Annotated in this window: 29 protein-coding genes and 1 pseudogene; 20 read left to right on the top strand and 10 right to left on the bottom strand. The window is 49.2% G+C overall.

Annotated elements, in window-relative coordinates; genetic code table 11:
* The first annotated feature begins 180 nt into the window (after positions 1–180).
* The 3 genes and pseudogenes from R7D93_RS24650 to R7D93_RS24635 all read left to right on the top strand — a co-directional run.
* A complete protein-coding gene (locus tag R7D93_RS24650; RefSeq protein ID WP_225478251.1) occupies positions 181–681 on the top strand; it encodes a GNAT family N-acetyltransferase in 501 nt (166 codons plus the stop codon).
* A gap of 506 nt (positions 682–1,187) precedes the next feature.
* Entirely contained in the window at positions 1,188–1,952 is a 765-nt protein-coding gene (locus R7D93_RS24640) for an IS6-like element IS6100 family transposase (protein WP_001389365.1), read from the top strand.
* A gap of 54 nt (positions 1,953–2,006) precedes the next feature.
* Positions 2,007–2,273, top strand: a pseudogene (locus tag R7D93_RS24635) (DDE-type integrase/transposase/recombinase); the annotation flags it as partial.
* A gap of 237 nt (positions 2,274–2,510) precedes the next feature.
* Here the strand turns inward: R7D93_RS24635 and R7D93_RS24625 are convergent.
* The 7 genes from R7D93_RS24625 to merT all read right to left on the bottom strand — a co-directional run bounded on the left by R7D93_RS24625 (position 2,511) and on the right by merT (position 6,238).
* Positions 2,511–2,723: a DUF3330 domain-containing protein gene (locus tag R7D93_RS24625; RefSeq protein ID WP_000993245.1), complete on the bottom strand. Its 213-nt coding sequence runs from the start codon at positions 2,721–2,723 to the stop codon at positions 2,511–2,513.
* A 65-nt stretch (positions 2,724–2,788) separates the two neighbouring features.
* On the bottom strand, positions 2,789–3,025 hold the full coding sequence (gene merE, locus R7D93_RS24620) for a broad-spectrum mercury transporter MerE (RefSeq protein ID WP_001087807.1): 237 nt from the start codon (positions 3,023–3,025) through the stop codon (positions 2,789–2,791).
* Positions 3,022–3,387, bottom strand: coding sequence for a mercury resistance co-regulator MerD (merD, locus tag R7D93_RS24615; RefSeq protein WP_001277466.1), 366 nt, complete (start codon positions 3,385–3,387; stop codon positions 3,022–3,024). Before merD ends, merE begins: the two co-directional genes overlap by 4 nt.
* Positions 3,388–3,404: 17 nt before the next feature.
* Positions 3,405–5,090: a mercury(II) reductase gene (gene merA, locus R7D93_RS24610; RefSeq protein ID WP_000209296.1), complete on the bottom strand. Its 1,686-nt coding sequence runs from the start codon at positions 5,088–5,090 to the stop codon at positions 3,405–3,407.
* 38 nt (positions 5,091–5,128) lie between these two features.
* Positions 5,129–5,554 (bottom strand): organomercurial transporter MerC, encoded by a 426-nt coding sequence (merC, locus tag R7D93_RS24605; protein WP_000522996.1) that lies wholly within the window; start codon positions 5,552–5,554, stop codon positions 5,129–5,131.
* Between the two features lie 27 nt (positions 5,555–5,581).
* Entirely contained in the window at positions 5,582–5,857 is a 276-nt protein-coding gene (gene merP, locus R7D93_RS24600; RefSeq protein ID WP_000732275.1) for a mercury resistance system periplasmic binding protein MerP, read from the bottom strand.
* A 15-nt stretch (positions 5,858–5,872) separates the two neighbouring features.
* Positions 5,873–6,238 carry a mercuric ion transporter MerT gene (merT, locus tag R7D93_RS24595; protein ID WP_001294656.1) on the bottom strand — a complete coding sequence of 122 codons (366 nt, stop codon included), beginning with the start codon at positions 6,236–6,238 and terminating at the stop codon, positions 5,873–5,875.
* A gap of 71 nt (positions 6,239–6,309) precedes the next feature.
* Between merT and merR the strand changes: the two genes are divergently transcribed.
* From merR to R7D93_RS24560, 7 genes are all read left to right on the top strand, one after another.
* On the top strand, positions 6,310–6,765 hold the full coding sequence (merR, locus tag R7D93_RS24590) for an Hg(II)-responsive transcriptional regulator (protein WP_001166628.1): 456 nt from the start codon (positions 6,310–6,312) through the stop codon (positions 6,763–6,765).
* 1 nt (position 6,766) lies between these two features.
* Positions 6,767–7,159, top strand: a complete 393-nt coding sequence (locus R7D93_RS24585) for a hypothetical protein (protein ID WP_053410656.1) — start codon at positions 6,767–6,769, stop codon at positions 7,157–7,159.
* A 42-nt stretch (positions 7,160–7,201) separates the two neighbouring features.
* The gene (locus R7D93_RS24580; protein ID WP_079324558.1) at positions 7,202–8,302 is read left to right on the top strand and encodes a hypothetical protein; all 1,101 of its coding nucleotides are present in this window, start codon (positions 7,202–7,204) and stop codon (positions 8,300–8,302) included.
* Entirely contained in the window at positions 8,295–8,807 is a 513-nt protein-coding gene (locus tag R7D93_RS24575) for a hypothetical protein (RefSeq protein WP_079324556.1), read from the top strand. The genes R7D93_RS24580 and R7D93_RS24575 overlap by 8 nt, the downstream gene beginning before the upstream one ends.
* Before the next feature lie 89 nt (positions 8,808–8,896).
* On the top strand, positions 8,897–9,238 hold the full coding sequence (locus R7D93_RS24570; protein ID WP_139374599.1) for a hypothetical protein: 342 nt from the start codon (positions 8,897–8,899) through the stop codon (positions 9,236–9,238).
* Between the two features lie 444 nt (positions 9,239–9,682).
* On the top strand, positions 9,683–11,194 hold the full coding sequence (locus R7D93_RS24565; protein WP_079324550.1) for an EAL domain-containing protein: 1,512 nt from the start codon (positions 9,683–9,685) through the stop codon (positions 11,192–11,194).
* Between the two features lie 200 nt (positions 11,195–11,394).
* A complete protein-coding gene (locus R7D93_RS24560; protein WP_225478250.1) occupies positions 11,395–12,531 on the top strand; it encodes a hypothetical protein in 1,137 nt (378 codons plus the stop codon).
* 11 nt (positions 12,532–12,542) lie between these two features.
* Here the strand turns inward: R7D93_RS24560 and R7D93_RS24555 are convergent, their stop codons facing one another.
* The 3 genes from R7D93_RS24555 to R7D93_RS24545 are packed head-to-tail and all read right to left on the bottom strand — an operon-like array spanning position 12,543 to position 14,040.
* Entirely contained in the window at positions 12,543–12,980 is a 438-nt protein-coding gene (locus tag R7D93_RS24555; RefSeq protein WP_079324546.1) for a hypothetical protein, read from the bottom strand.
* Between the two features lie 7 nt (positions 12,981–12,987).
* Entirely contained in the window at positions 12,988–13,455 is a 468-nt protein-coding gene (locus tag R7D93_RS24550) for a hypothetical protein (protein WP_079324544.1), read from the bottom strand.
* Between the two features lie 9 nt (positions 13,456–13,464).
* Complete coding sequence (locus R7D93_RS24545; protein WP_079324542.1) at positions 13,465–14,040, bottom strand: hypothetical protein; 576 nt, start codon at positions 14,038–14,040, stop codon at positions 13,465–13,467.
* 104 nt (positions 14,041–14,144) lie between these two features.
* Here R7D93_RS24545 and R7D93_RS24540 point away from each other — a divergent pair, with 104 nt between their 5' ends.
* The 10 genes from R7D93_RS24540 to R7D93_RS24495 all read left to right on the top strand — a co-directional run.
* On the top strand, positions 14,145–14,414 hold the full coding sequence (locus R7D93_RS24540; protein ID WP_079324540.1) for a hypothetical protein: 270 nt from the start codon (positions 14,145–14,147) through the stop codon (positions 14,412–14,414).
* Positions 14,411–14,713, top strand: a complete 303-nt coding sequence (locus tag R7D93_RS24535; RefSeq protein ID WP_079324538.1) for a hypothetical protein — start codon at positions 14,411–14,413, stop codon at positions 14,711–14,713. The genes R7D93_RS24540 and R7D93_RS24535 overlap by 4 nt, the downstream gene beginning before the upstream one ends.
* Positions 14,714–14,816: 103 nt before the next feature.
* Positions 14,817–15,371, top strand: a complete 555-nt coding sequence (locus R7D93_RS24530) for a hypothetical protein (protein WP_079324536.1) — start codon at positions 14,817–14,819, stop codon at positions 15,369–15,371.
* Positions 15,372–16,250, top strand: a complete 879-nt coding sequence (locus tag R7D93_RS24525; protein ID WP_079324534.1) for a hypothetical protein — start codon at positions 15,372–15,374, stop codon at positions 16,248–16,250. It abuts the gene before it with no gap.
* A 15-nt stretch (positions 16,251–16,265) separates the two neighbouring features.
* Positions 16,266–17,240 carry a hypothetical protein gene (locus tag R7D93_RS24520; protein WP_079324532.1) on the top strand — a complete coding sequence of 325 codons (975 nt, stop codon included), beginning with the start codon at positions 16,266–16,268 and terminating at the stop codon, positions 17,238–17,240.
* The gene (locus R7D93_RS24515) at positions 17,240–17,791 is read left to right on the top strand and encodes a hypothetical protein (RefSeq protein WP_079324530.1); all 552 of its coding nucleotides are present in this window, start codon (positions 17,240–17,242) and stop codon (positions 17,789–17,791) included. The genes R7D93_RS24520 and R7D93_RS24515 overlap by 1 nt, the downstream gene beginning before the upstream one ends.
* A 73-nt stretch (positions 17,792–17,864) precedes the next feature.
* A complete protein-coding gene (locus R7D93_RS24510; RefSeq protein WP_225478249.1) occupies positions 17,865–18,365 on the top strand; it encodes a hypothetical protein in 501 nt (166 codons plus the stop codon).
* A 121-nt stretch (positions 18,366–18,486) separates the two neighbouring features.
* Positions 18,487–18,729: a hypothetical protein gene (locus R7D93_RS24505; RefSeq protein WP_079324528.1), complete on the top strand. Its 243-nt coding sequence runs from the start codon at positions 18,487–18,489 to the stop codon at positions 18,727–18,729.
* Between the two features lie 43 nt (positions 18,730–18,772).
* Positions 18,773–19,660, top strand: coding sequence for a lipase family protein (locus R7D93_RS24500; protein ID WP_079324526.1), 888 nt, complete (start codon positions 18,773–18,775; stop codon positions 19,658–19,660).
* 219 nt (positions 19,661–19,879) lie between these two features.
* Positions 19,880–20,155: hypothetical protein (locus tag R7D93_RS24495; RefSeq protein WP_318129533.1), on the top strand; the 276-nt coding region annotated here is incomplete at its 3' end.

Below are 20,155 nucleotides of genomic sequence, written 5' to 3'. Positions count from 1 at the left end.
TCGCGAAATTTCGCAGTCGCGACGCCAGAGACCGAGGGTTAGATCATGCCTAGCATTCACCTTCCGGCCGCCCGCTAGCGGACCCTGGTCAGGTTCCGCGAAGGTGGGCGCAGACATGCTGGGCTCGTCAGGATCAAACTGCACTATGAGGCGGCGGTTCATACCGCGCCAGGGGAGCGAATGGACAGCGAGGAGCCTCCGAACGTTCGGGTCGCCTGCTCGGGTGATATCGACGAGGTTGTGCGGCTGATGCACGACGCTGCGGCGTGGATGTCCGCCAAGGGAACGCCCGCCTGGGACGTCGCGCGGATCGACCGGACATTCGCGGAGACCTTCGTCCTGAGATCCGAGCTCCTAGTCGCGAGTTGCAGCGACGGCATCGTCGGCTGTTGCACCTTGTCGGCCGAGGATCCCGAGTTCTGGCCCGACGCCCTCAAGGGGGAGGCCGCATATCTGCACAAGCTCGCGGTGCGACGGACACATGCGGGCCGGGGTGTCAGCTCCGCGCTGATCGAGGCTTGCCGCCATGCCGCGCGAACGCAGGGGTGCGCCAAGCTGCGGCTCGACTGCCACCCGAACCTGCGTGGCCTATACGAGCGGCTCGGATTCACCCACGTCGACAGTTTCAATCCCGGCTGGGATCCAACCTTCATCGCAGAACGCCTAGAACTCGAAATCTAACGTCCGTTCGGGCATCGAGGTCCATGTCGGGGTGGGACGGGCCCGTGGCTTCAAGATCACTTGCAGTCCGACCGCGATGTCTTGGTTGCGCGAGAGGTTGTCGATATCCTCCACTTCCATCATCAACCCTGGATAATGCCGCCGCCGTCATCGCCGCCGACGCCCGTGCCGGGCTTTTCGGGCCTGTCAGGCTTGCTCGGCCTTCAGCCTGCCTGGGCGAGATCTCCGGCGGACGGATTAACGGCGGAGCTTCGCCGCCTTTCGTGCGTGTGAAGGCCGAAGATAGTTCTCTCAAAAACATCCGTTTATGAGAGATACCAAATGTCATTTTCAGAAGACGACTGCACCAGTTGATTGGGCGTAATGGCTGTTGTGCAGCCAGCTCCTGACAGTTCAATATCAGAAGTGATCTGCACCAATCTCGACTATGCTCAATACTCGTGTGGGCTCTGTTGCAAAAATCGTGAAGCTTGAGCATGCTTGGCGGAGATTGGACGGACGGAACGATGACGGATTTCAAGTGGCGCCATTTCCAGGGTGATGTGATCCTGTGGGCGGTGCGCTGGTATTGTCGCTATCCGATCAGCTATCGCGACCTTGAGGAAATGCTGGCGGAACGCGGCATTTCGGTCGACCATACGACGATCTATCGCTGGGTCCAGTGCTACGCCCCGGAGATGGAGAAGCGGCTGCGCTGGTTCTGGCGGCGTGGCTTTGATCCGAGCTGGCGCCTGGATGAAACCTACGTCAAGGTGCGGGGCAAGTGGACCTACCTGTACCGGGCAGTCGACAAGCGGGGCGACACGATCGATTTCTACCTGTCGCCGACCCGCAGCGCCAAGGCAGCGAAGCGGTTCCTGGGCAAGGCCCTGCGAGGCCTGAAGCACTGGGAAAAGCCTGCCACGCTCAATACCGACAAAGCGCCGAGCTATGGTGCAGCGATCACCGAATTGAAGCGCGAAGGAAAGCTGGACCGGGAGACGGCCCACCGGCAGGTGAAGTATCTCAATAACGTGATCGAGGCCGATCACGGAAAGCTCAAGATACTGATCAAGCCGGTGCGCGGTTTCAAATCGATCCCCACGGCCTATGCCACGATCAAGGGATTCGAAGTCATGCGAGCCCTGCGCAAAGGACAGGCTCGCCCCTGGTGCCTGCAGCCCGGCATCAGGGGCGAGGTGCGCCTTGTGGAGAGAGCTTTTGGCATTGGGCCCTCGGCGCTGACGGAGGCCATGGGCATGCTCAACCACCATTTCGCAGCAGCCGCCTGATCGGCGCAGAGCGACAGCCTACCTCTGACTGCCGCCAATCTTTGCAACAGAGCCCTCAATAACGTGATCGAGGCCGATCACGGAAAGCTCAAGATACTGATCAAGCCGGTGCGCGGTTTCAAATCGATCCCCACGGCCTATGCCACGATCAAGGGATTCGAAGTCATGCGAGCCCTGCGCAAAGGACAGGCTCGCCCCTGGTGCCTGCAGCCCGGCATCAGGGGCGAGGTGCGCCTTGTGGAGAGAGCTTTTGGCATTGGGCCCTCGGCGCTGACGGAGGCCATGGGCATGCTCAACCACCATTTCGCAGCAGCCGCCTGATCGGCGCAGAGCGACAGCCTACCTCTGACTGCCGCCAATCTTTGCAACAGAGCCTCCGTCGCCATGCTCACCTCGCTTTGGTGCACACGAGTATTGAGCATAGTCGAGATTGGTGCAGATCACTTCTGATATTGAACTGTCAGGAGCTGGCTGCACAACAGCCATTACGCCCAATCAACTGGTGCAGTCGTCTTCTGAAAATGACACATGGCATCTGACATCAAGTTAGGGTATGCCTCAATCTGACGGCTGCGAACCGCCAGGGACAGGCGCAATGTCAGATTCTGTCGCGGCCTTGGCGCGTGCCTGGAAGCGTTCATAGCAATCCAGCCCGCAGAAATGTTCGACGTATTCCGCGCCTTCCGGGGTGAAGGCGGCATCGAGCGGAATTTCTTTGCAGCATACGCAGCAGGTGGTGCAACTGGCAGTGTTCGGGGCGTTTGCGTTCATGGTGGTACTCCTCCAGATTGGTAGCGAAGCTCAAAGCTGCCCACTCTCGGCTGGCTGGGAAGCGGTCATGATCTTCCCTTGAAGGCCCGCAGCAGCCGCGTCACAGACAGGACAAACAAGCCGGTCAGCGTGAGGGCTGCAATACCCCAGTGCTCCCCGATGAACGCGCCGGCCGTCGTGCCGGCTAGCACAATGGCGAGAATCGGCAAATGGCAGGGACAGGTGAGCACGGCCAGCGCGCCCCACAAGTAGCCGGTGATCGGTTTGTGCGTCTCAGACGGCAAGTGCTCTGGGCTGTTCATGGCAGACTCTCCGCGTGCTGTGCCGGTTCGGTTGGCATGGCGGCCAGTTGCATTTCGAGGCTGGCCAGGGCCTCGCGCCGACGCTCGACGAGTTGCCGCAACACGGCAAGCTGCGCAGACGCACCGTCACCGTCCGCAGCATCCAGCGCCCGGCACAGCCGCGCCAGTGCGTCCAGGCCGATACCCGCTTCGAAGGCAGCCCGTACAAAGCGCAGCCGTTGCAACGCGGTGTCATCGAACAAGCCGTAGCCGCCCGTGGTGTACGCGACCGGCCGTAGCAATCCGCGCAGCAGGTAGTCGCGCACGATATGCACGCTCACCCCGGCATCAAGGGCCAGCCGGGACACTGTGTAGGCGCTCATTGAACACCTCCTTTTCCTCATCCGGCGCAGCACGAAAGCTGCTTCACGTCCTTGCTGAAGGTCTGCGCCGCGAGCTTCAGCCCTTCGACCATGGTCAGGTAGGGGAACAATTGGTCGGCCAGTTCCTGCACGGTCATACGGTTGCGAATGGCGAGCACCGCCGTCTGGATCAGTTCACCCGCTTCCGGGGCCACCGCTTGCACGCCGATGAGCCGTCCGCTACCTTCCTCGATGACCAGCTTGATGAAGCCGCGTGTGTCGAAGTTGGCAAGCGCACGCGGCACGTTATCCAGTGTTAGCAGGCGACTGTCGGTCTCGATCCCGTCGTGATGTGCTTCCGCCTCGCTGTAGCCCACGGTGGCGACCTGCGGGTCGGTGAACACCACGGCCGGCATTGCGGTCAGGTCCAGGGCCGCATCGCCGCCAGTCATGTTGATCGCCGCACGAGTGCCGGCCGCTGCCGCCACATAGACGAACTGCGGCTGGTCGGTGCAGTCGCCGGCCGCGTAGATGTTCGGGCTACTGGTGCGCATGCCCTTGTCGATGACGATGGCCCCCTGCGCATTGACGGCTACCCCCGCCGCTTCCAATGCCAGGCTGCGCGTGTTCGGTGTCCGGCCGGTGGCGACCAGCAGCTTGTCGGCGCGCAATTCACCGTGCGTGGTGGTCAGCACGAATTCACCGTCCATATGGGCGACCTGGCTGGCTTGCGTGTGCTCCAGCACCTCGATGCCCTCGGCACGGAAAGCGGCTGTCACCGCCTCGCCGATGGCCGGGTCTTCACGGAAGAACAAGGTATTGCGCGCCAGGGCCGTGACCTTGCTGCCCAGCCGGGCAAAGGCTTGCGCCAGCTCCAGCGCCACCACCGACGAGCCGATTACGGCAAGGCGTTCGGGAATGGTGTCGCTCGCCAGGGCCTCGGTGGAAGTCCAGTAGGGTGACTCTTTCAAGCCCGGAATCGGCGGGACCGCCGGGCTGGCACCCGTGGCGACCAGGCAGCGGTCGAACATCACGACGCGCTCGCCACCCTCGTTCAAACTAACGATAAGGCTCTGGTCGTCCTTGAAACGCGCTTCACCGTGCAGAACGGTGATGGCTGAATTGCCGTCCAGGATGCCTTCGTACTTGGCATGACGGAGTTCTTCGACACGGGCCTGCTGCTGGGCCAGCAGCCGCTCGCGCAAGATCGTCGGCGGTGTGGGTGGCATGCCGCCGTCGAATGGGCTTTCCCGGCGCAGATGGGCGATGTGGGCGGCGCGGATCATGATCTTGGACGGCACACAACCGACGTTGACGCAGGTGCCGCCGATGGTGCCGCGCTCAATCAGCGTGACCTGCGCGCCTTGCTCGACGGCCTTCAGTGCTGCCGCCATCGCGGCTCCACCGCTACCAATGACGACGACCTGCAACGGGCGTTCGTTGCCACTGGGCTTATCAGCGGCCCCTATCCAGCCGCGCATCTTGTCGAGCAGGCCGGCGCGGTTGTCCGTCGGTGGCGCATCGGCAAGCGTTGCCTCGTAGCCCAGTCCGGCCACGGCGGTAGTCAGCGCATCCGATGACGTGCCCGCCTCAATGGCGAGTTGCGCTGTGCCCTTCGGATAGGACACCAGCGCCGATTGCACGCCGGGCACTTTCTCCAAGGCTTCCTTGACGTGAGCCGCGCACGAGTCGCAGGTCATCCCGGTGATTTTCAGGGTGGTCATGTATTTTTCCTTTTCTGTGGTGGCTACGGCTGTTGCCGTCAGCCACGTTGTTCTGGCAATTCACAGCTGTCCGGCCCGCAGCGGCGATGTGCTGGCGAGATGAAATCCCAGACCGACACCCCAACCATCAAGGCCAGGCCGACATAGAGCAGTCCACCGCTCTGCCAGCCGTAAGCCCGCATTAAAAACACCGCTGCCAGCACCAAGATCGGGCCTATCGTGCCGAGCGCCGTGCGTCGCCACTGTCGATGATTGAGCCAAGCGATAGCATTGGCGAGTAACGCGATGCCGGCGAACATCGGCAGCAGGATGCCAATGAATAGCCCCTCGTACTGGCTCAAGAAGCCCAGTCCGATGGCCGCGCCAAAGCTGGCGATGGCAGGAAAACAGGCGGCGCAGCCCATCGCGGAAACGACGCTGCCGAGCGCGCCGGTTTTGCCAGCGATGCGCGTGATGAGTCCCATGTGTCGCTCCCGAGTTCGGTTAACGGATCAGCGTTTGAGGCTGGACGGATAGCCCGCGTCCTCGGTCGCCTTGGTCAACTTCTGGACGTTGGTCTTGGCATCGTCGAAGGTGACGACGGCCTGGCGCTTGTCGAAACTTACGTCGGTCTTGCTCACGCCCTCAACCTTGGAAAGCGCGTGCTTGACAGTGATCGGGCAAGAGGCGCAGGTCATGCCAGGCACGGACAGCGTGACGGTCTGGGTGGCGGCCCACACGGGGGCAACAACGGCAGCGAGGGCGAGGGCGGCAAACAGTTTTTTCATGATGAACTCCTGTGATTAATAGAAAAATGGCATGACGTAGGGAAATCCGAGCGAGACCAGGACCAGCGCGGCCACGATCCAGAAAATGAGCTTGTAAGTAGCTCGCACTTGGGGAATCGCGCAGACCTCACCCGGTTTGCAGGCTTGCGCCGGGCGGTAGATGCGCCGCCAGGCGAAAAACAGCGCGACCAGCGCTGCGCCGATGAAGATCGGGCGATAGGGTTCCAGCACCGTCAGGTTGCCGATCCATGCCCCGCTGAACCCCAAGGCGATCAAAACCAGCGGCCCCAGGCAGCAGGCCGACGCAAGAATGGCGGCCAGCCCACCGGCGAAGAGCGCGCCGCGCCCGTTTTGTGGTTCAGACTTTTGTGGTTCAGACATACGCTTGTCCTTTCAAATTTGGTTTGGATAGCTTAAGCTTACTTCCGTAGTTATGTACGGAGTCAAGCGATATGCAAATTAATTTTGAGAATCTGACCATTGGCGTTTTTGCCAAGGCGGCCGGGGTCAATGTGGAGACCATCCGGTTCTACCAGCGCAAGGGCCTGCTGCCGGAGCCAGACAAGCCCTATGGCAGCATTCGCCGCTATGGCGAGGCGGATGTAACACGAGTGCGGTTCGTGAAATCGGCCCAGCGGCTGGGCTTTAGCCTGGACGAAATCGCCGAGCTACTGCGGCTGGAGGATGGCACCCATTGCGAGGAAGCCAGCGGCCTGGCCGAGCACAAGCTCAAGGATGTGCGCGAGAAGATGGCCGACTTGGCACGCATGGAGGCCGTGCTGTCTGAACTGGTGTGCGCCTGCCATGCGCGGAAAGGGAACGTTTCCTGCCCGCTGATTGCGTCACTGCAAGACGGAACGAAGCTCGCTGCATCGGCGCGGGGGAGTCACGGGGTGACTACGCCTTAGCGTGCTTTATTTTCCGAATTCTGAGACGACCCCTCATTGGTTTGGTGGTTGCCGTCCATTCAGTGACAACGACGTTGTAGTGGCATGGTATCGACACACGGTATTTAGCATCTTTCTACAAAAAGCAGAAAACGGGTCACCTTACTATGAGTTGGCTTTGCAATTGGGCATAACGATTGAAGCGTTAATTGGGAAAGAGGTTAGCCCGGAGTTATACGTAGAGGTCATTCAAGACAGATCTCTTTTAGAGAAAATGATTACCCCGGACACACCGGCAACCGTTATCGAGATGGCGAACCGTTTCTTAAATATGGACAGCAAGTACTACAGCATAGTTCTTACTGCACCTATGGCCGTCTTATCTGAACACCTCCGTAGTTGCGCGACATCTTAGGCGTGCGAGCATTTCATAGAGTTTAATTATCAAGGACTACGTATGTCATACGTTACTTTACCGGTAATATCCCTTGATAACCTGTTTCGGTTATCGAGAGATGTTACATCGCTTCAATCTCTATTAGCCTTTCTATGTCATCAGGCAGCGAACCCAGGCACAGAAACTACGCCAGAACTTGCGTTTCAATACAAACCGTCTTTATCAGTATCAAGTGACATGTTCGCGCAAGCTCTTGGCTATGATAATCACGCACATGTACTCGAGCGCGCCAAAACTGTCGCTGGTACACATTATCCAGATTTTATGGACCAACAATTTGAGTCGCGGTTGCTGCATCTAGTTTTGGCCGAAATGAGTCAGCACTTTAAAGAAATGCCGCGCATCAAATTAGAGTTCGAAATGGTAGGGCAGATGGTGAATAGTTTTTGTCAGATCTTATCAAATAAAGAATCTCGTTCGCTTGAAGTCGTAGTCGGAGGTTCATGCACTGGAAAGACCCTTTACTTAGTTCAATGGCTGGTGGCATACGCCGAGGCAAACAATAAAGAGCCTCAAATTCCAGTTATAGTATTCGGGTTACCTTCTCTATTTGAGAATTTGGTGAAGCAGCGGCCCGATCTCTTTACTGGAGAGCGCGTTACTCACATCAAAGTCGATTTGGATTGCAACAACATGCCATCTTCGCCTACTGGTACACCAATCACGTTCATTGAAGTGGATTGGATGTCGAGCAATGAATTTGATGATGAAAGACTGTATTCACTCGCGTCTGTATTGGCTGAATCACCGAACCCGATGTGGACTGTTTTCGATGAAACAATGCAATTCACACCCGTCGTGGTGGCCTTTAAAGATTCTATTCACAATATATTGGCAACGGAGCAGGTAGGGTTCAGCAACGATGGACAAACTCTTTTCTCACCAACCCAGTTTACGTGGCGCTTGATCGACCCCAAATCCCTTATTCGATTTTTGAAAGCGATCGGCAGCTTCAAGGACGGGCAGGCAGACGCAATGGCAGAACGCTTGATGCCAAAACATCCATCAGGTGTCTCTGCGCGTATGGCACATACACTTGTTAAAAACAGTGGTCTTTTGACGCTACCTTATCAATTGAATGAGAGAATTTTTTATGTTTAAAGTTCTCGGCGTCATGGATTTGATGATGAACTTAGGGTTAGCCATTTTCATAGGCATCCGGGCAGAAGCACTATCCGCATCGCTTGTATTTCTAATGTGTTATGGGGTTTTGACCTATCTCTTTCACCAAGGGGAAGAGAATTATAAAGGAAGTCATTTTTACCTTGCTATGTGGGGCATGAAAGAAGGTATCACGGCAATGGTAGCAGCCTTATTAAGCAAGGTGGCTTATGCCGCATACAGCGCTCTGGCTAGCAGTGTAAGGAGTGGCAAAGAAATAACATTTCTGGATGCAGACAGGCTTCATAACGCATCACAAAATGGCTTTAGCGATTGGCTGTCGGGGATCTACCACCAGCTAGTTGTTTTTAGTGAAAGTTTTGGTTTAACAGATGTCGACCATGTTGTTTATGCATACCTTGCTATTAAAGGTTGTTGGATCTTTATCAAAGCATGTGACTACGCAGCCCATTCCCAAGTCATGGCTAGAATGAAAGCCGTATGAAAAATAAGAGCCTTCGGGCTCTTTTTTCTTGGACTGCAGACTCAATGCGTCCAACCAAATGAACTATAAAGTATTCGGAGAATATAACTGTGTCTGTACGTACTGACATGCCCGACTGGGCAAATGACATGTTGATTTGCAAAGGGCTTGGTTTCGAAGTGCAAGGGCTCAGCGAATGTTTATGGCAGGAGTTCTGCGCTCAGTTTGGGCTTATTGAATGTAAGTTGTCGGTACGAAAGGACTACTTTGCCCATTACATAAAACAGCAAATCAGAAGTGGCGCAATAACCAACAAAATTTCCAAGCTTAAGGCCCAGCAGAAAGCATCGATGGAACCAAATCGGAACTATCACTATGCAGCTCCGCGGCCAAGGAAATCAATGCTCCAAGAGTTTGAAGAAAAATACGCCGAATATCTCAGGGACGAATGATAGGAACGTGTGGAATTGTTATCGATGATAGTGCATTAAAACACATTGGTCTGAATCTGAAATTCAGTACCCCATACTAACGCAAGTGAGAGAGCAGCAACTGTAAGGTTCGTCTTGATGTGATTAGGATTCATAAGCTTTGCCTCGTTTTTAGTAGTTGTCTGTTTTGTGTTTTTCTCTTCGTTTGTGTTTCGAGTTAGTGGCAGGCTTGCTTTTAAACAAGCGTCGATCTTCAAGTGTTCGGTGATGTTATACGTCGCACAGATGCTGCCTTCGATTGCTCTTTCAGACCAATGGGCTCTAATTTAATGATTATACCACCTTTTTGCTGTGTATAAACATAGACCATAAAACAATATGCGTAGGAACGGCATACTGCTATTCTTAATTAAACCTGCACTGTTTTAGGTCAAGAATTAACGAACATGACTACTAGAGGCCCGGGTGAAAGCTAAATTTAAGCTACTCGCAATATTCTCTGTATCCTTACTATCGATGCTATCTATGGCGTCATTCTTTTCGTATGAGATTCAGAAAATAGAGCAAGAAGAGTTCGCCACCGATGTTTTAGGTAATGCCGAACTTGTCACGTCACAGTTGGTGACTGTTCTCACCACGGCTAATTCGATCGAAGGTTTCACCTGCAATAAAGACAACATCAATAAGCTTCGTGAACTTGTCATGACGAATTCGGAAATCTTCGATGCTGGATTTATGAAAGACGACACCGTGTACTGCACTGCGAACTGGGGAGAAATAAAACCGACTAAACTGAGGTACCAGGATTCGGGTGAGCAGAATGGTTACCAGTTTTATTCAAACGAGGAAAATTTGTATCGGATTTCGGAGCACTACAATTTAACCGCGAAAGGTAATTTCTTCGCAGTAAACATCACCACTTCTTATTCAAGAGTACTTAAAAAGCTACCACAGTTTCAGTTTCAAATTTACTCCAAAACTGTTGACAACATATTTGACGAGTACGCCCCAGCGAAGAAATCTAATTCCTATTTTGCCTTAACACTTTCAACGGATGCTTGCAGTAAGGTATATGGGTTTTGCGTTAGAACGATCAATGATAGGGCTGGCCTCCCATATTACAGCATCCGATCGAACACCATTGTCTTCATCGTCATCCTGACAATCAGTTATCTCATAACTCACCTTTTACAACTGATCATTTCCAACCGGCAAACTATTGAAGCACGTTTCAGAACGGCTCTAAGTGAAGAATCGCTTTTCATGGAGTATCAACCCATAGTCAGAATCGGGAATGGTCGTGTCGAGGCGGTAGAATCGCTTGTAAGGTGGACTGACGACGTATACGGGCGAGTATCACCAGAGTTGTTCATTAGTATTGCTGAGAAACTGTCGCTGTACCCGGAACTGGCACACTTTACGGCCAAGCGAGCAATTTCAGATATGGCGTCAGTGTTACGCAATGACCCTCAGTTTTCCTGTGCCATCAACATTTGTAGTTATGAAATTCGTGAGCATGCCTTTCTGGAGTACTTAGTTGCCCTTGTACGCTCACATGACATTAACCCAAGTCAGATAAAAATTGAGATCACTGAAAGCATAGATGTTGAGCTGATAGAAATCGCTGAGTTCTCTGCGCGAGCTCAAGCGCTAGGGTTTATGGTGGTGTTGGATGATTTTGGAACTGGTGTGTCGAACCTTGTTTGGCTAACAGAGGTTAACTTCGACTACATCAAGATAGACCGCGTATTTGTGAACGCTTTGAACTTCGACATTAAAAAGGGGATGGCAAGTGCTATCATGGACCTTGTTGCCAGCCTTGGCAAAGAGGTCGTTTTTGAAGGTGTGGAAACCAAGCGTGAATACGACATGATCACCGAGCACTGTAAACAAGGGTATGTGCAAGGCTGGTATTTCTACCGTTCTTTACCGCTAACTGAATTGCTTACTGTTTTAAATAATAAAAAGTCTTCCTGATGTTGGGTGTTTTCCGCCCGGTTTTTCCCCAGAAATAAACGCAAACTAGGACTGGATTAAGCTAAGCACGACTTAGTATAAGTAAAAATTACTTTGTGCTAGTTTACTAAGCAACTGCTCACAATAAAAAAGCCCTTGTTGTGACGGAACGGATTTAGCCCAGTGGAACATTGCTTCAATATATCACTATAGGTAAACCAATGATTTTACCCACTCACAAGAAAGCTCGATTAAGTGCAACTTCATTAAGTAAGTCGCTAAAAATAGATGACAAAGAAGCTCGTAGTATGTTGGCAGAGCTTTTCAATTTCAAATCTTGGGATGCGCTTATCAACTCCTTACCGATTCAAGAGCCGCAAGTCACACCAACGGTATTGAACTCGACTCACCAATTTATGGCTGAAAAGCTTTCGGACATTCTACAGGTTGACCAATACGAGGCGATTTTAGCGTTGGTGAAGTCAATCTCACCATTTTCGAACAAGCCAAAAGCGTATCGCGTTGACTTGGACGCAATTAGAGATAGAGATGATGATGCCATCGACTTTAGCGAACTTCGAGAGATGGTCGGTTTAATGGGCGAGGGGACTGCTGATGAAAACATGATGGCTTCTTTAAAACAATTGCTATCTATGTCAGACGACCCAGCACTTAAAGAGTTACAAGAACATTTGGAAGGCACCACTTTTGATGATTTCCAAAACCGGATGCGAATCTCTCACCCGATAGATCCTTGGACCTATGTTAACCTTTTAGATGGCTTCCTTGGATGGAATTTAAAGGAATACACAGAAGATGACATCCCCGACCAGGTAGAATTTGGCGAGCCGTGCTTTTATTGGCTTGATGAAAATGATGAAGAACATCCTGTGTTTGCAAATTCTATTGTAGTCTCACCGGGCGATTCGAAAGACGAAATGTTCTTATCAGTTCTGGACGCGATTTCAGATAGCTATGATGAATATTTTGAAAAGCCGATATTATTACTTGGGAATCCTATCTTTAAAACGTTTAACGGCATCCGCTTTAGCGTAATTGGGGTTTGGAATTCAGGCAATTCATGGCGTTGGCTGTTTTTATCGAAACTCAAACGGTGGGAGCAATTACAGGCTTATCCTGAAAGTACCATCGATGGACTTGAAAACAGCTTAGATACTCCACCACCGCCAGAGTCATTAGCTGAGTTCACAGTAGAAGACCGGTTTCCTGCATCCTTGGTATACCACAGCATTTTAAAGCCAACTCAGGAACCGGAATTTGGAGAAGATGGCGGCAGGTTTGTAATAGAAGAACGGTATGAGATGAAAGGCGTTACTGGCTGGAGTTCATATGTATAAAAAAAGGAGCCTCATGGCTCCCTTTTTTGTGATGTATTTCTATAGCTCAGTACCGTAAAAGTTCGGTCTATTCGACTGGCAATAAACCACGATGCAACCGTTGTACAGAAGAGTGTGCCCGAGCATAGCGCAACTATCGGCATGGTGACATCCGGGTGTAATGGCGCATTAAACACGTTAATGCTTAGGTACATGATGATGCCCATAGGTAGCAGGCCAAACGCTACGCTTAGTAACAGCTCTTTAAGGAAGCCGAATCGGTCATTTTTAAAGGGTGAAATCAGTACCAATAGGTGTATCACCATCATCTGGCTTAGATGGCCACCAATAATTGTACTCTTGAGTGCTAACTCGGCCGCGACTAACAACGCCATGTAGCACGATACAAAAACGAAGTAGGCTTTAAAGAATGTACTTGGCTTTGATAGGCCGCGACTGTCTAACTGCATACTTGCCTCATTTCTCATTGGATTGGTTTTGGATGGCTGATACCAGGCGAAGTACCAGGTCTATATCGACCTTGATTTCTGTATACCCCTCATTCTTATCGAATTCTGCCTGAGCCTTAAGCTCACTGATTGCTGCTTTAAATTCGACTGGGTTTTCCAGTTCATACGGCTTGGACACGTTGTAAGATTCAGTAGGGCTAATGGGGTCCAGTTTGGTAAATGTCTGGAACTCAAAGGCATTGGCGGCGGGTATATCAATCATCCACCCGCAATCAATGAGCTGGTACCGTTCAGGATTCGTATTGTGCTTGATGAAGCCTAAATATCTTGGGTACTGGAACAACTCGATGCCATGTCCTTTAATAGCCAGAGCACCACTTTCGTCAAAACTGACTGTATAGCCGTTTTCGAGCATTAGTGTACCGGTTTCCTGTACCGTCTGGTGACGGATCTCTTTATTAGTAATGCTTGGCATATCGCCCCCTTAGCTTGGCTTCACAACGGCCGTGATAATGGTTGTCCCAATTTCAAATACCATCGTTGAAAACCCCTGATCATAGGTTTGAGCGACTTTATCTGCATCAGGAATGGATTCGAACATGTGCGCCCGTTCAGGCACGGTAATGTGACCACCGTCTTTAGCGAGGAATTTGCCATTGCCATCGCAAACGACAAAACCCAAGAACTTGGTGATAGTAGGAAGATCGTTTTCGATAATGATGTCTATGGGGTCTACCAATCCATCTTCATAAGCCACATCCGCAGTTGCAAACGTTTGTGGACACTCAAGAATCACGTAGCTGCCACCTTTTCGGCGTTTGATAGTAGCGCGCTCCCCGGAACCTTCAATTTGTCGAATAAGCTCGTTTGCTTTGTCTTTATCTAACGGATGCAGATCATCAACAGAGAGACTTGGCTGGTGGACGAGTATTCCCCATTCAGCTTCATAGATGGTGCTGGTGGTATCTAGTCTGCCTGACATCTGATTCAGTTTCAGACTTTTGCTTTTCGCCAGTTTCTTCTTCTTCGCCTTTCTCTTTGCATCTTTTGTCATTGCCATAAACAATCTCCTGTAATTATTGCTCACATTATACGCTATTTGTTGAATGTGTAGTATTATTGCATTTGATTCAATATCCGCTATATCCGTTAAATGGAGTAAACATGGAGAAAAGTATCGAGTTTTTACCGGTTGGTGAGAAAGTTATTTGGTACGGCCGCAAGCAAGGCTCTTGCACCCACGATAGCCTTTTTATTGAGGGTGACGTTTATGTGAACACTGGGTGCCACCCGAACGGTGATATTGAGCTGCAGCTTAGTGACGACAAACCAGAAATTAGTATTCGCGCTACCACCGGTGAATATGGGCTTCTGAGTGAGTATGAAGAACAACGAGAACAATCAATTGCAGAGTATGGAGTGATGTTGAAATGACCAAATTCATAACCGTTGTGTATGCCATCAATGACCCCAAGGCATTTAAAGAGCAACAAGACCAAATTGCAAAACTACATAACGCTTATGACCCTAATAACCCACCAGCTTGGGGCATTAGTGCAGTATCGCATTCAGATGAAATCCGTCGTTTAGAAATCATTGAAGAAATTTCGGACCAAACATCTGATGAATCTGATTCATTTCAAATCGTTTTTGACATCCGCGATGCGTTGGCAGCAGATCAGTTGCCAGCAAAAGGTAGTTGGTTTGATCGAGATTCAATCGGAAATAAATAATTGCCCAATTAAATCAGCATTTTCTTTTTCATAATTACACTAGTTATTCCCAACGGGTCATTTCATTGATGGCCCAACATTCTAAGTGTAGAGAGACATATTAATGATTAGAGTAACGGTCAGTGATGAAGCCTGCATACAGCTTCAATCCGAAACGAATCCTACAGAGATTTCGACAGGTTATGTGCATTTCAAACGTAGCCACAAGTTAGATTTAACGGAAGCATACAATGAGTTCATCTATCTTTGGGTAGATGTAAATAAATTCGATGAATTATGGAAGACTTCGGCACCAGACCGTTACATACCCGCTGACCTTAACGACTTACTCAATTTCAATATTTTGGGTGAGATGTATCACCGAGAGCAGCAACTGATCAAGTCAGAAAATAAGGTATTTAAGTTGTTGGAGATATACCAGCAGATCAATGCCATTGAAATTGATACGCCAGTGCTAAAGACAAGAGCCATTGACTTCGAAGAGGGTCGACACCGGTTTTGGTTGTGTAGACACCTTGGATTGACCCATTTTCTTGCCGCTGTTAATGGCTATCAGTATCGCCAGCTTGTAAGCGCTGGAGTAGCTGGGCAGCACAGTAGATCCCGGGTTGCGTTTGACAGAAACCATAACCCTCTGTTTCAAACAAAGCGAACGTGAATGGACATAATGACTAAGCTTACGGATTTAACCAATACAGCGTTTGATGACTGCTTATATTCCCTTAAGCCACTAAAGAGTATTAAATCTCAGTTAAAGAGCCGGCTACATTCATTCTCTCTGGCCGAAATTACAGAGTTGCTTTCTGCCTTCCTGTTTGCAGAGGCACAAACGGCAAAATCACCGGGTTGTGTGCCAGAAAATGCAAGCCGGCCATTTTCTGATCTCACTATCGATGACCGTGCGAGTTATGCTTATGTGATAAAGGTTCTGGCTGAGGCCGAATTACAACATCGCATTGACCATCGAACAGTCACCGAGTGGTTTTCATTGTACAGCGCAAATGAGCTGGTGGCTGACATAAAAACCGTTTTCCCGGATTCCCTGATCCTTACTCATTGGCATGACATCGATAGGCTTGAACGCGACTTCTGCGTAAATATCCATAGCAATAGTCCAATAGCTGTCTTTCCTACGGCATTTTCATCATCGACAGGCTTACTGACCGCCGGCAGTTTTTTCATTATCCAAGACCATCTAACTGACGATGATGACCTCTCGGCGGCGACTTATCATGTCAGTTTAAACGTCAGTGATAAACCGCAGTATTTCACCTGCGATACTCTCTATGACAAACAGTTTCTTCAAGCACTCTTAATGAGTGGCTTTGATACCCAAGTACATCTCGACAAGTTGACCGCTGACGCGCTCCCATTTGATCAAGGTCGTGAGGCTTATTTAAAACGCATTCATCCCGACGATAACCCGTACTCGATATGTGATTGGCGCCATAGTGAATGGAATGAAGGTTGGGACTTTTCCGAGGAAGGCGATAGCGATAGCGCTTTCGACTATGCAAGCAACAAATTCATTAAATAATAAAAGGACAAACACATGCTTAAGAACGTCGCGGCGCTTGCGTCAGTGATCAGTTTTTCCCTGATGATGTCAGGCTGTGCAGAAACACCCAATGAGTATATTGAACTCAAAGGTAAATACGCTGATGACTACGAACTCGATGCAGAAGACTTTTCAGAACCAACACGCTTTCTTTACCCGCTAAAGTGGATTGAACCAAAACGCACGACTAACAACCTTGATGTGTTTTACTACGATGTAGACCAGAACAAACTTAAGATCGCAGGGCAGGCCGCGACATTAGCCATTGGTGCGATTGGCCACGTTAACCCGCTCGATATTGGTCTGAGTCTTTTAACGCAACAAGGAGCTAAAACCACTTATCACTCTGTTCTTGGCGATCAGTACCTTTATACGGTAGTAAAGGTCGACAAATCGAAGGATTTAGATGCCCAGGCACAAGTTGTGAACAAGATGGCCATCGATACGGTTGCATCCGTTTATGGTGATTCTGCCAAGACCGAGTACGTCCCGACAGGCACTAACTTCTACTTGGTTGAAGGCACTAAGGTCTACGACCCTAATTATGTCTTCTGTAAGCAAGGGGTAGAGTCTCTTTGTCGAACATTTACAAGCAGAATACCAATGTTGACCAGAGACAACGATGGATACATTCCGATAGCACCAACTGGTGACTATATGACGGCAGTGACACTTTTGCCGATAGGATTCCCGATCGACAAACTGAAATTCATTGGTAACCCTTCGGTTGAGCAGTACCTATACGTGCCGGCTATTAAGCTCAATGAAAACCGCGACTTGTGGAAGCAAGAGAACCTGGCCTACTTCAAAGAATGGTACCAAGAAGAGAGAGTGTCGGTTAACCCATACCTTAAGCGTTTAAGTGATGGAAAAGTGATGTACTTCAACCCGAAAATTACCGCGCTGCAGAAAGACGATTACTCACTCTATCGAGTGTTTAATTTAGGTGAGTCGGAGGATGCACAGTAATGAAAGATTTACTTGTTTCCGTACCGGGCATGGTGGTCAATGAGGACTATTCGGATGATTTAGCTCATGCTGCACGCGTCTGCCATCAGCTTCACGTGAACCTTGGCCACATGAAATGGGATGTGGAATGCATCACTGACATGGCACCAGATGCTCTCTGTAGCGGCCTGATTGCTGACCAAATTAAAAAGCTTGAGGATTTACTTGCTTTCTCCGGTGAACGGTTTGTGTCGCTACTACAGAGAGAATCGAAACTTGAGTTAACCTTTCAAGATGAATACCCGTTCATAAAAAGCTATCCAGAATGGATCGATGGTTTATTCCCTTACATCAGAAAGAAGGAAGTCGACGAGCAGATCATCGCAGCTGGTGGCCACATGGTTTTCAATAGTCTTGAGGGAATGAGCAAATTTCCTAATGTGTGTGTTCCGCAGGAAGTTACAGATAACTTCATTGTTGTTTGGTATCCCATCGCCGCGCAGTTCGATCAACCAGGTTATATCTGGAAAACTTCCGAGAAGAAGTGGCAGACATACAGCTTAGAGCTATAAAAGTTAACGGCATTTTGCCTTTATTTTAATACAATGATTTATATTCGTTTTGTGATAGCTAGAGAGGCAGTTCATGGAATTCTATTGGATAACACTACTTGTCGTATTTGCCTTTGTTTTGGGATCGGTGAGCACCTTCATTTTTTACATTGCTAAGAAGGGCAGATCCCACAACAAAGTAAGCGTACCGCCGTTTGATGACAGCAAGCCATACTATGTTGCTATTGACCATCAAGGGGACATCTACGGCTTTAGACGCTTTTATCCGGTGTCCGATTTTACTAAGTCAACAATACTGCAGGAATGGGCAGATGAAGCGGCGATCGTTGAAGCAATGTCATTCTCTGAACTGCAAGATAGATTGGGCGCTGGCAAAGTTACTGAAAACAGCTTGGCGCATCAATTGGCAGCGTTAAAGGAGGATATAAAAACGTTAGAGATCAATGGCGAACATCAAGCTGTGTATGATTTGTTTGTGGAAAGAACCAGAGAATTGATTGGCCACAAAGCAAAGCTTCCCGAAGGGTTTAATGGTCGAAGCTGTGAAGAGATAAAGGCTGACTTGTATCGTTGAAATGTTTTCACTGTTGATTTAGATTTATAACTCGAACTGCAAAACGCGCCACTCAGTTCCCTTACGGGAGTTGAGTGGCGTTTTTTCTTCCCGTAGGGCGACATACCTATAGGAAGAAACTATGTTTACCACTTTCATTGAAAATCTCAACGACAAAACACAACGCTATGAAGTTGAGGTAGTGTGCAAAAATTCATCATTAATTTTCTCTTTGGCTGATTCTACTCAGTATGCTTTTGTAACCAACCTAAATCTTCTATCTGGGTTAGGTGTAACCCGATATGGACAAGGTGCGTCAAATACTGTCTATGCTTTTTCAATATCTAACACACTGAAATTCCGTGTAGAATTGCGTGTTTATTGACATCGTATTTAATGACTATTCACCCATAACCATAAGAGAAATCATGAGTGTTGAAAAGATAACAGTTGGCGGTTTAGTTTCCTTTGTATTAGTTGTTGGCCTATCCACCATTTTTGTAGGTAGCCCCCCCAAAGTATCCACGTCTTTAGATTGTAATTCTGAGGATGGTTTAACCAATGCAGCGATCGTTGATATTGAATCCAACTTAAAGACGTACCAAACTTATGCGAGTCTATCGAACGGTATCTACGATAGTCGTCCAGACCATTACGCAGCCGTGCTAAATAAGTTTTGTAGCGATTCTGGTGTTTCGTGTGAGGTAGAAGAGAAATCAAGTGGTTTACGCTCTCTAACAGCGATTGATGAATCTGATCCTGATAACCAGAAAATCACCATAGTATTCCGTGGTACGGGCGATGACACAGACAGTGGTATTGCTGCTAATGATGTCTCGACAGATATTGCTCAGCATCTAGGCAGGATGCCACCGATGTATGTTGATGCAATCGACTTAGTTCAAGATGTCAAAGCACAATATCCACACGCAAAGATCACAACTACTGGTCATTCTCTTGGTGGTGCTTTAGCTAATGTTTCAGCGCTAAAAAACAACACAGATGCGGTTCTATTTAGCCCTGCAACTCTAAATGTATATAACTATGTTGATGCTTCTATCCAATCCGGTTATTCGAGTAAAATGATAACTATCGTCAATGAAAATGATAGAGTTTCTGGAGCAAAGTTATTGTCATCACCAACAACATATCAGGGTGCTGTGTTCGTTTTGCCGGGGCGAGCATTGTGCTTTGGGAGATGTAACCACAAGATTTCTGAACTACAGTCAAGACTTGAGGAAATAAGAAAAGACATGAACCCAAGTCGAAAACTATGTGAAATTTATAAAGGGATGTCGAGCCTTAAAATCAATTGATTGCATCCGTTAAGAGAAAGGGAGCTTCGGCTTCCTTTTTTATTTTTACGATTTCATCCAGCACTTGTTGATACCTGAATAATTTTTAATCTATCTAAAAACACTTCAAATTATCTTTTGAAAAAGCTTCTATTTCTAAGTTGCGCGTTGTAATAGCTACGGTAATCTTAACTACATAAATTGAACGCGACAGACTAAATATTTAAAGGAAACACGTATATGACTAAGCAACTTGTTCTAGCAGCAGTAATCGCAACAACTTCATTAGCATCTGGTTCTGTACTAGCTATGAAAAATGAATCTACAGTAAGCGAGTACAAACCAAGTATCAGCAATTTCATTTCTCCATACATTTCATCTGTTGGTATGGGTAATGGTCTTGATGGTAATGGTCTAGGTATTCGTCTTGGCTATAAACAGAAGTGGCCCCCAATTTTCGGACATGACTTTAAGTGGTCGATCTGTTTTGATAGTACCCAACAATACAGGGACAGA

This window comes from Vibrio sp. YT-15 (assembly GCF_033337445.1).
Taxonomy (GTDB): domain Bacteria; phylum Pseudomonadota; class Gammaproteobacteria; order Enterobacterales; family Vibrionaceae; genus Vibrio; species Vibrio alginolyticus.
Note: the sequence above shows the minus strand (reverse complement) of the source record. Positions and strands in the feature narration are given on the sequence as shown.

Coding starts and splice junctions, on each gene's coding strand:
- merR (WP_001166628.1), top strand. CDS start 6,310: ATGCAAATTAATTTTGAGAATCTGACCATTGGCGTTTTTGCCAAGGCG.
- merA (WP_000209296.1), bottom strand. CDS start 5,090: ATGACCACCCTGAAAATCACCGGGATGACCTGCGACTCGTGCGCGGCT.
- R7D93_RS24555 (WP_079324546.1), bottom strand. CDS start 12,980: ATGCAGTTAGACAGTCGCGGCCTATCAAAGCCAAGTACATTCTTTAAA.
- R7D93_RS24580 (WP_079324558.1), top strand. CDS start 7,202: ATGTCATACGTTACTTTACCGGTAATATCCCTTGATAACCTGTTTCGG.
- R7D93_RS24550 (WP_079324544.1), bottom strand. CDS start 13,455: ATGCCAAGCATTACTAATAAAGAGATCCGTCACCAGACGGTACAGGAA.
- R7D93_RS24505 (WP_079324528.1), top strand. CDS start 18,487: ATGTTTACCACTTTCATTGAAAATCTCAACGACAAAACACAACGCTAT.
- R7D93_RS24510 (WP_225478249.1), top strand. CDS start 17,865: ATGGAATTCTATTGGATAACACTACTTGTCGTATTTGCCTTTGTTTTG.
- R7D93_RS24540 (WP_079324540.1), top strand. CDS start 14,145: ATGGAGAAAAGTATCGAGTTTTTACCGGTTGGTGAGAAAGTTATTTGG.
- R7D93_RS24525 (WP_079324534.1), top strand. CDS start 15,372: ATGGACATAATGACTAAGCTTACGGATTTAACCAATACAGCGTTTGAT.
- R7D93_RS24575 (WP_079324556.1), top strand. CDS start 8,295: ATGTTTAAAGTTCTCGGCGTCATGGATTTGATGATGAACTTAGGGTTA.
- R7D93_RS24625 (WP_000993245.1), bottom strand. CDS start 2,723: ATGAACGCAAACGCCCCGAACACTGCCAGTTGCACCACCTGCTGCGTA.
- merP (WP_000732275.1), bottom strand. CDS start 5,857: ATGAAAAAACTGTTTGCCGCCCTCGCCCTCGCTGCCGTTGTTGCCCCC.
- merD (WP_001277466.1), bottom strand. CDS start 3,387: ATGAGCGCCTACACAGTGTCCCGGCTGGCCCTTGATGCCGGGGTGAGC.
- merE (WP_001087807.1), bottom strand. CDS start 3,025: ATGAACAGCCCAGAGCACTTGCCGTCTGAGACGCACAAACCGATCACC.
- merC (WP_000522996.1), bottom strand. CDS start 5,554: ATGGGACTCATCACGCGCATCGCTGGCAAAACCGGCGCGCTCGGCAGC.
- R7D93_RS24530 (WP_079324536.1), top strand. CDS start 14,817: ATGATTAGAGTAACGGTCAGTGATGAAGCCTGCATACAGCTTCAATCC.
- R7D93_RS24650 (WP_225478251.1), top strand. CDS start 181: ATGGACAGCGAGGAGCCTCCGAACGTTCGGGTCGCCTGCTCGGGTGAT.
- R7D93_RS24545 (WP_079324542.1), bottom strand. CDS start 14,040: ATGGCAATGACAAAAGATGCAAAGAGAAAGGCGAAGAAGAAGAAACTG.
- R7D93_RS24640 (WP_001389365.1), top strand. CDS start 1,188: ATGACGGATTTCAAGTGGCGCCATTTCCAGGGTGATGTGATCCTGTGG.
- R7D93_RS24515 (WP_079324530.1), top strand. CDS start 17,240: ATGAAAGATTTACTTGTTTCCGTACCGGGCATGGTGGTCAATGAGGAC.
- R7D93_RS24535 (WP_079324538.1), top strand. CDS start 14,411: ATGACCAAATTCATAACCGTTGTGTATGCCATCAATGACCCCAAGGCA.
- merT (WP_001294656.1), bottom strand. CDS start 6,238: ATGTCTGAACCACAAAAGTCTGAACCACAAAACGGGCGCGGCGCGCTC.
- R7D93_RS24520 (WP_079324532.1), top strand. CDS start 16,266: ATGCTTAAGAACGTCGCGGCGCTTGCGTCAGTGATCAGTTTTTCCCTG.
- R7D93_RS24500 (WP_079324526.1), top strand. CDS start 18,773: ATGAGTGTTGAAAAGATAACAGTTGGCGGTTTAGTTTCCTTTGTATTA.
- R7D93_RS24560 (WP_225478250.1), top strand. CDS start 11,395: ATGATTTTACCCACTCACAAGAAAGCTCGATTAAGTGCAACTTCATTA.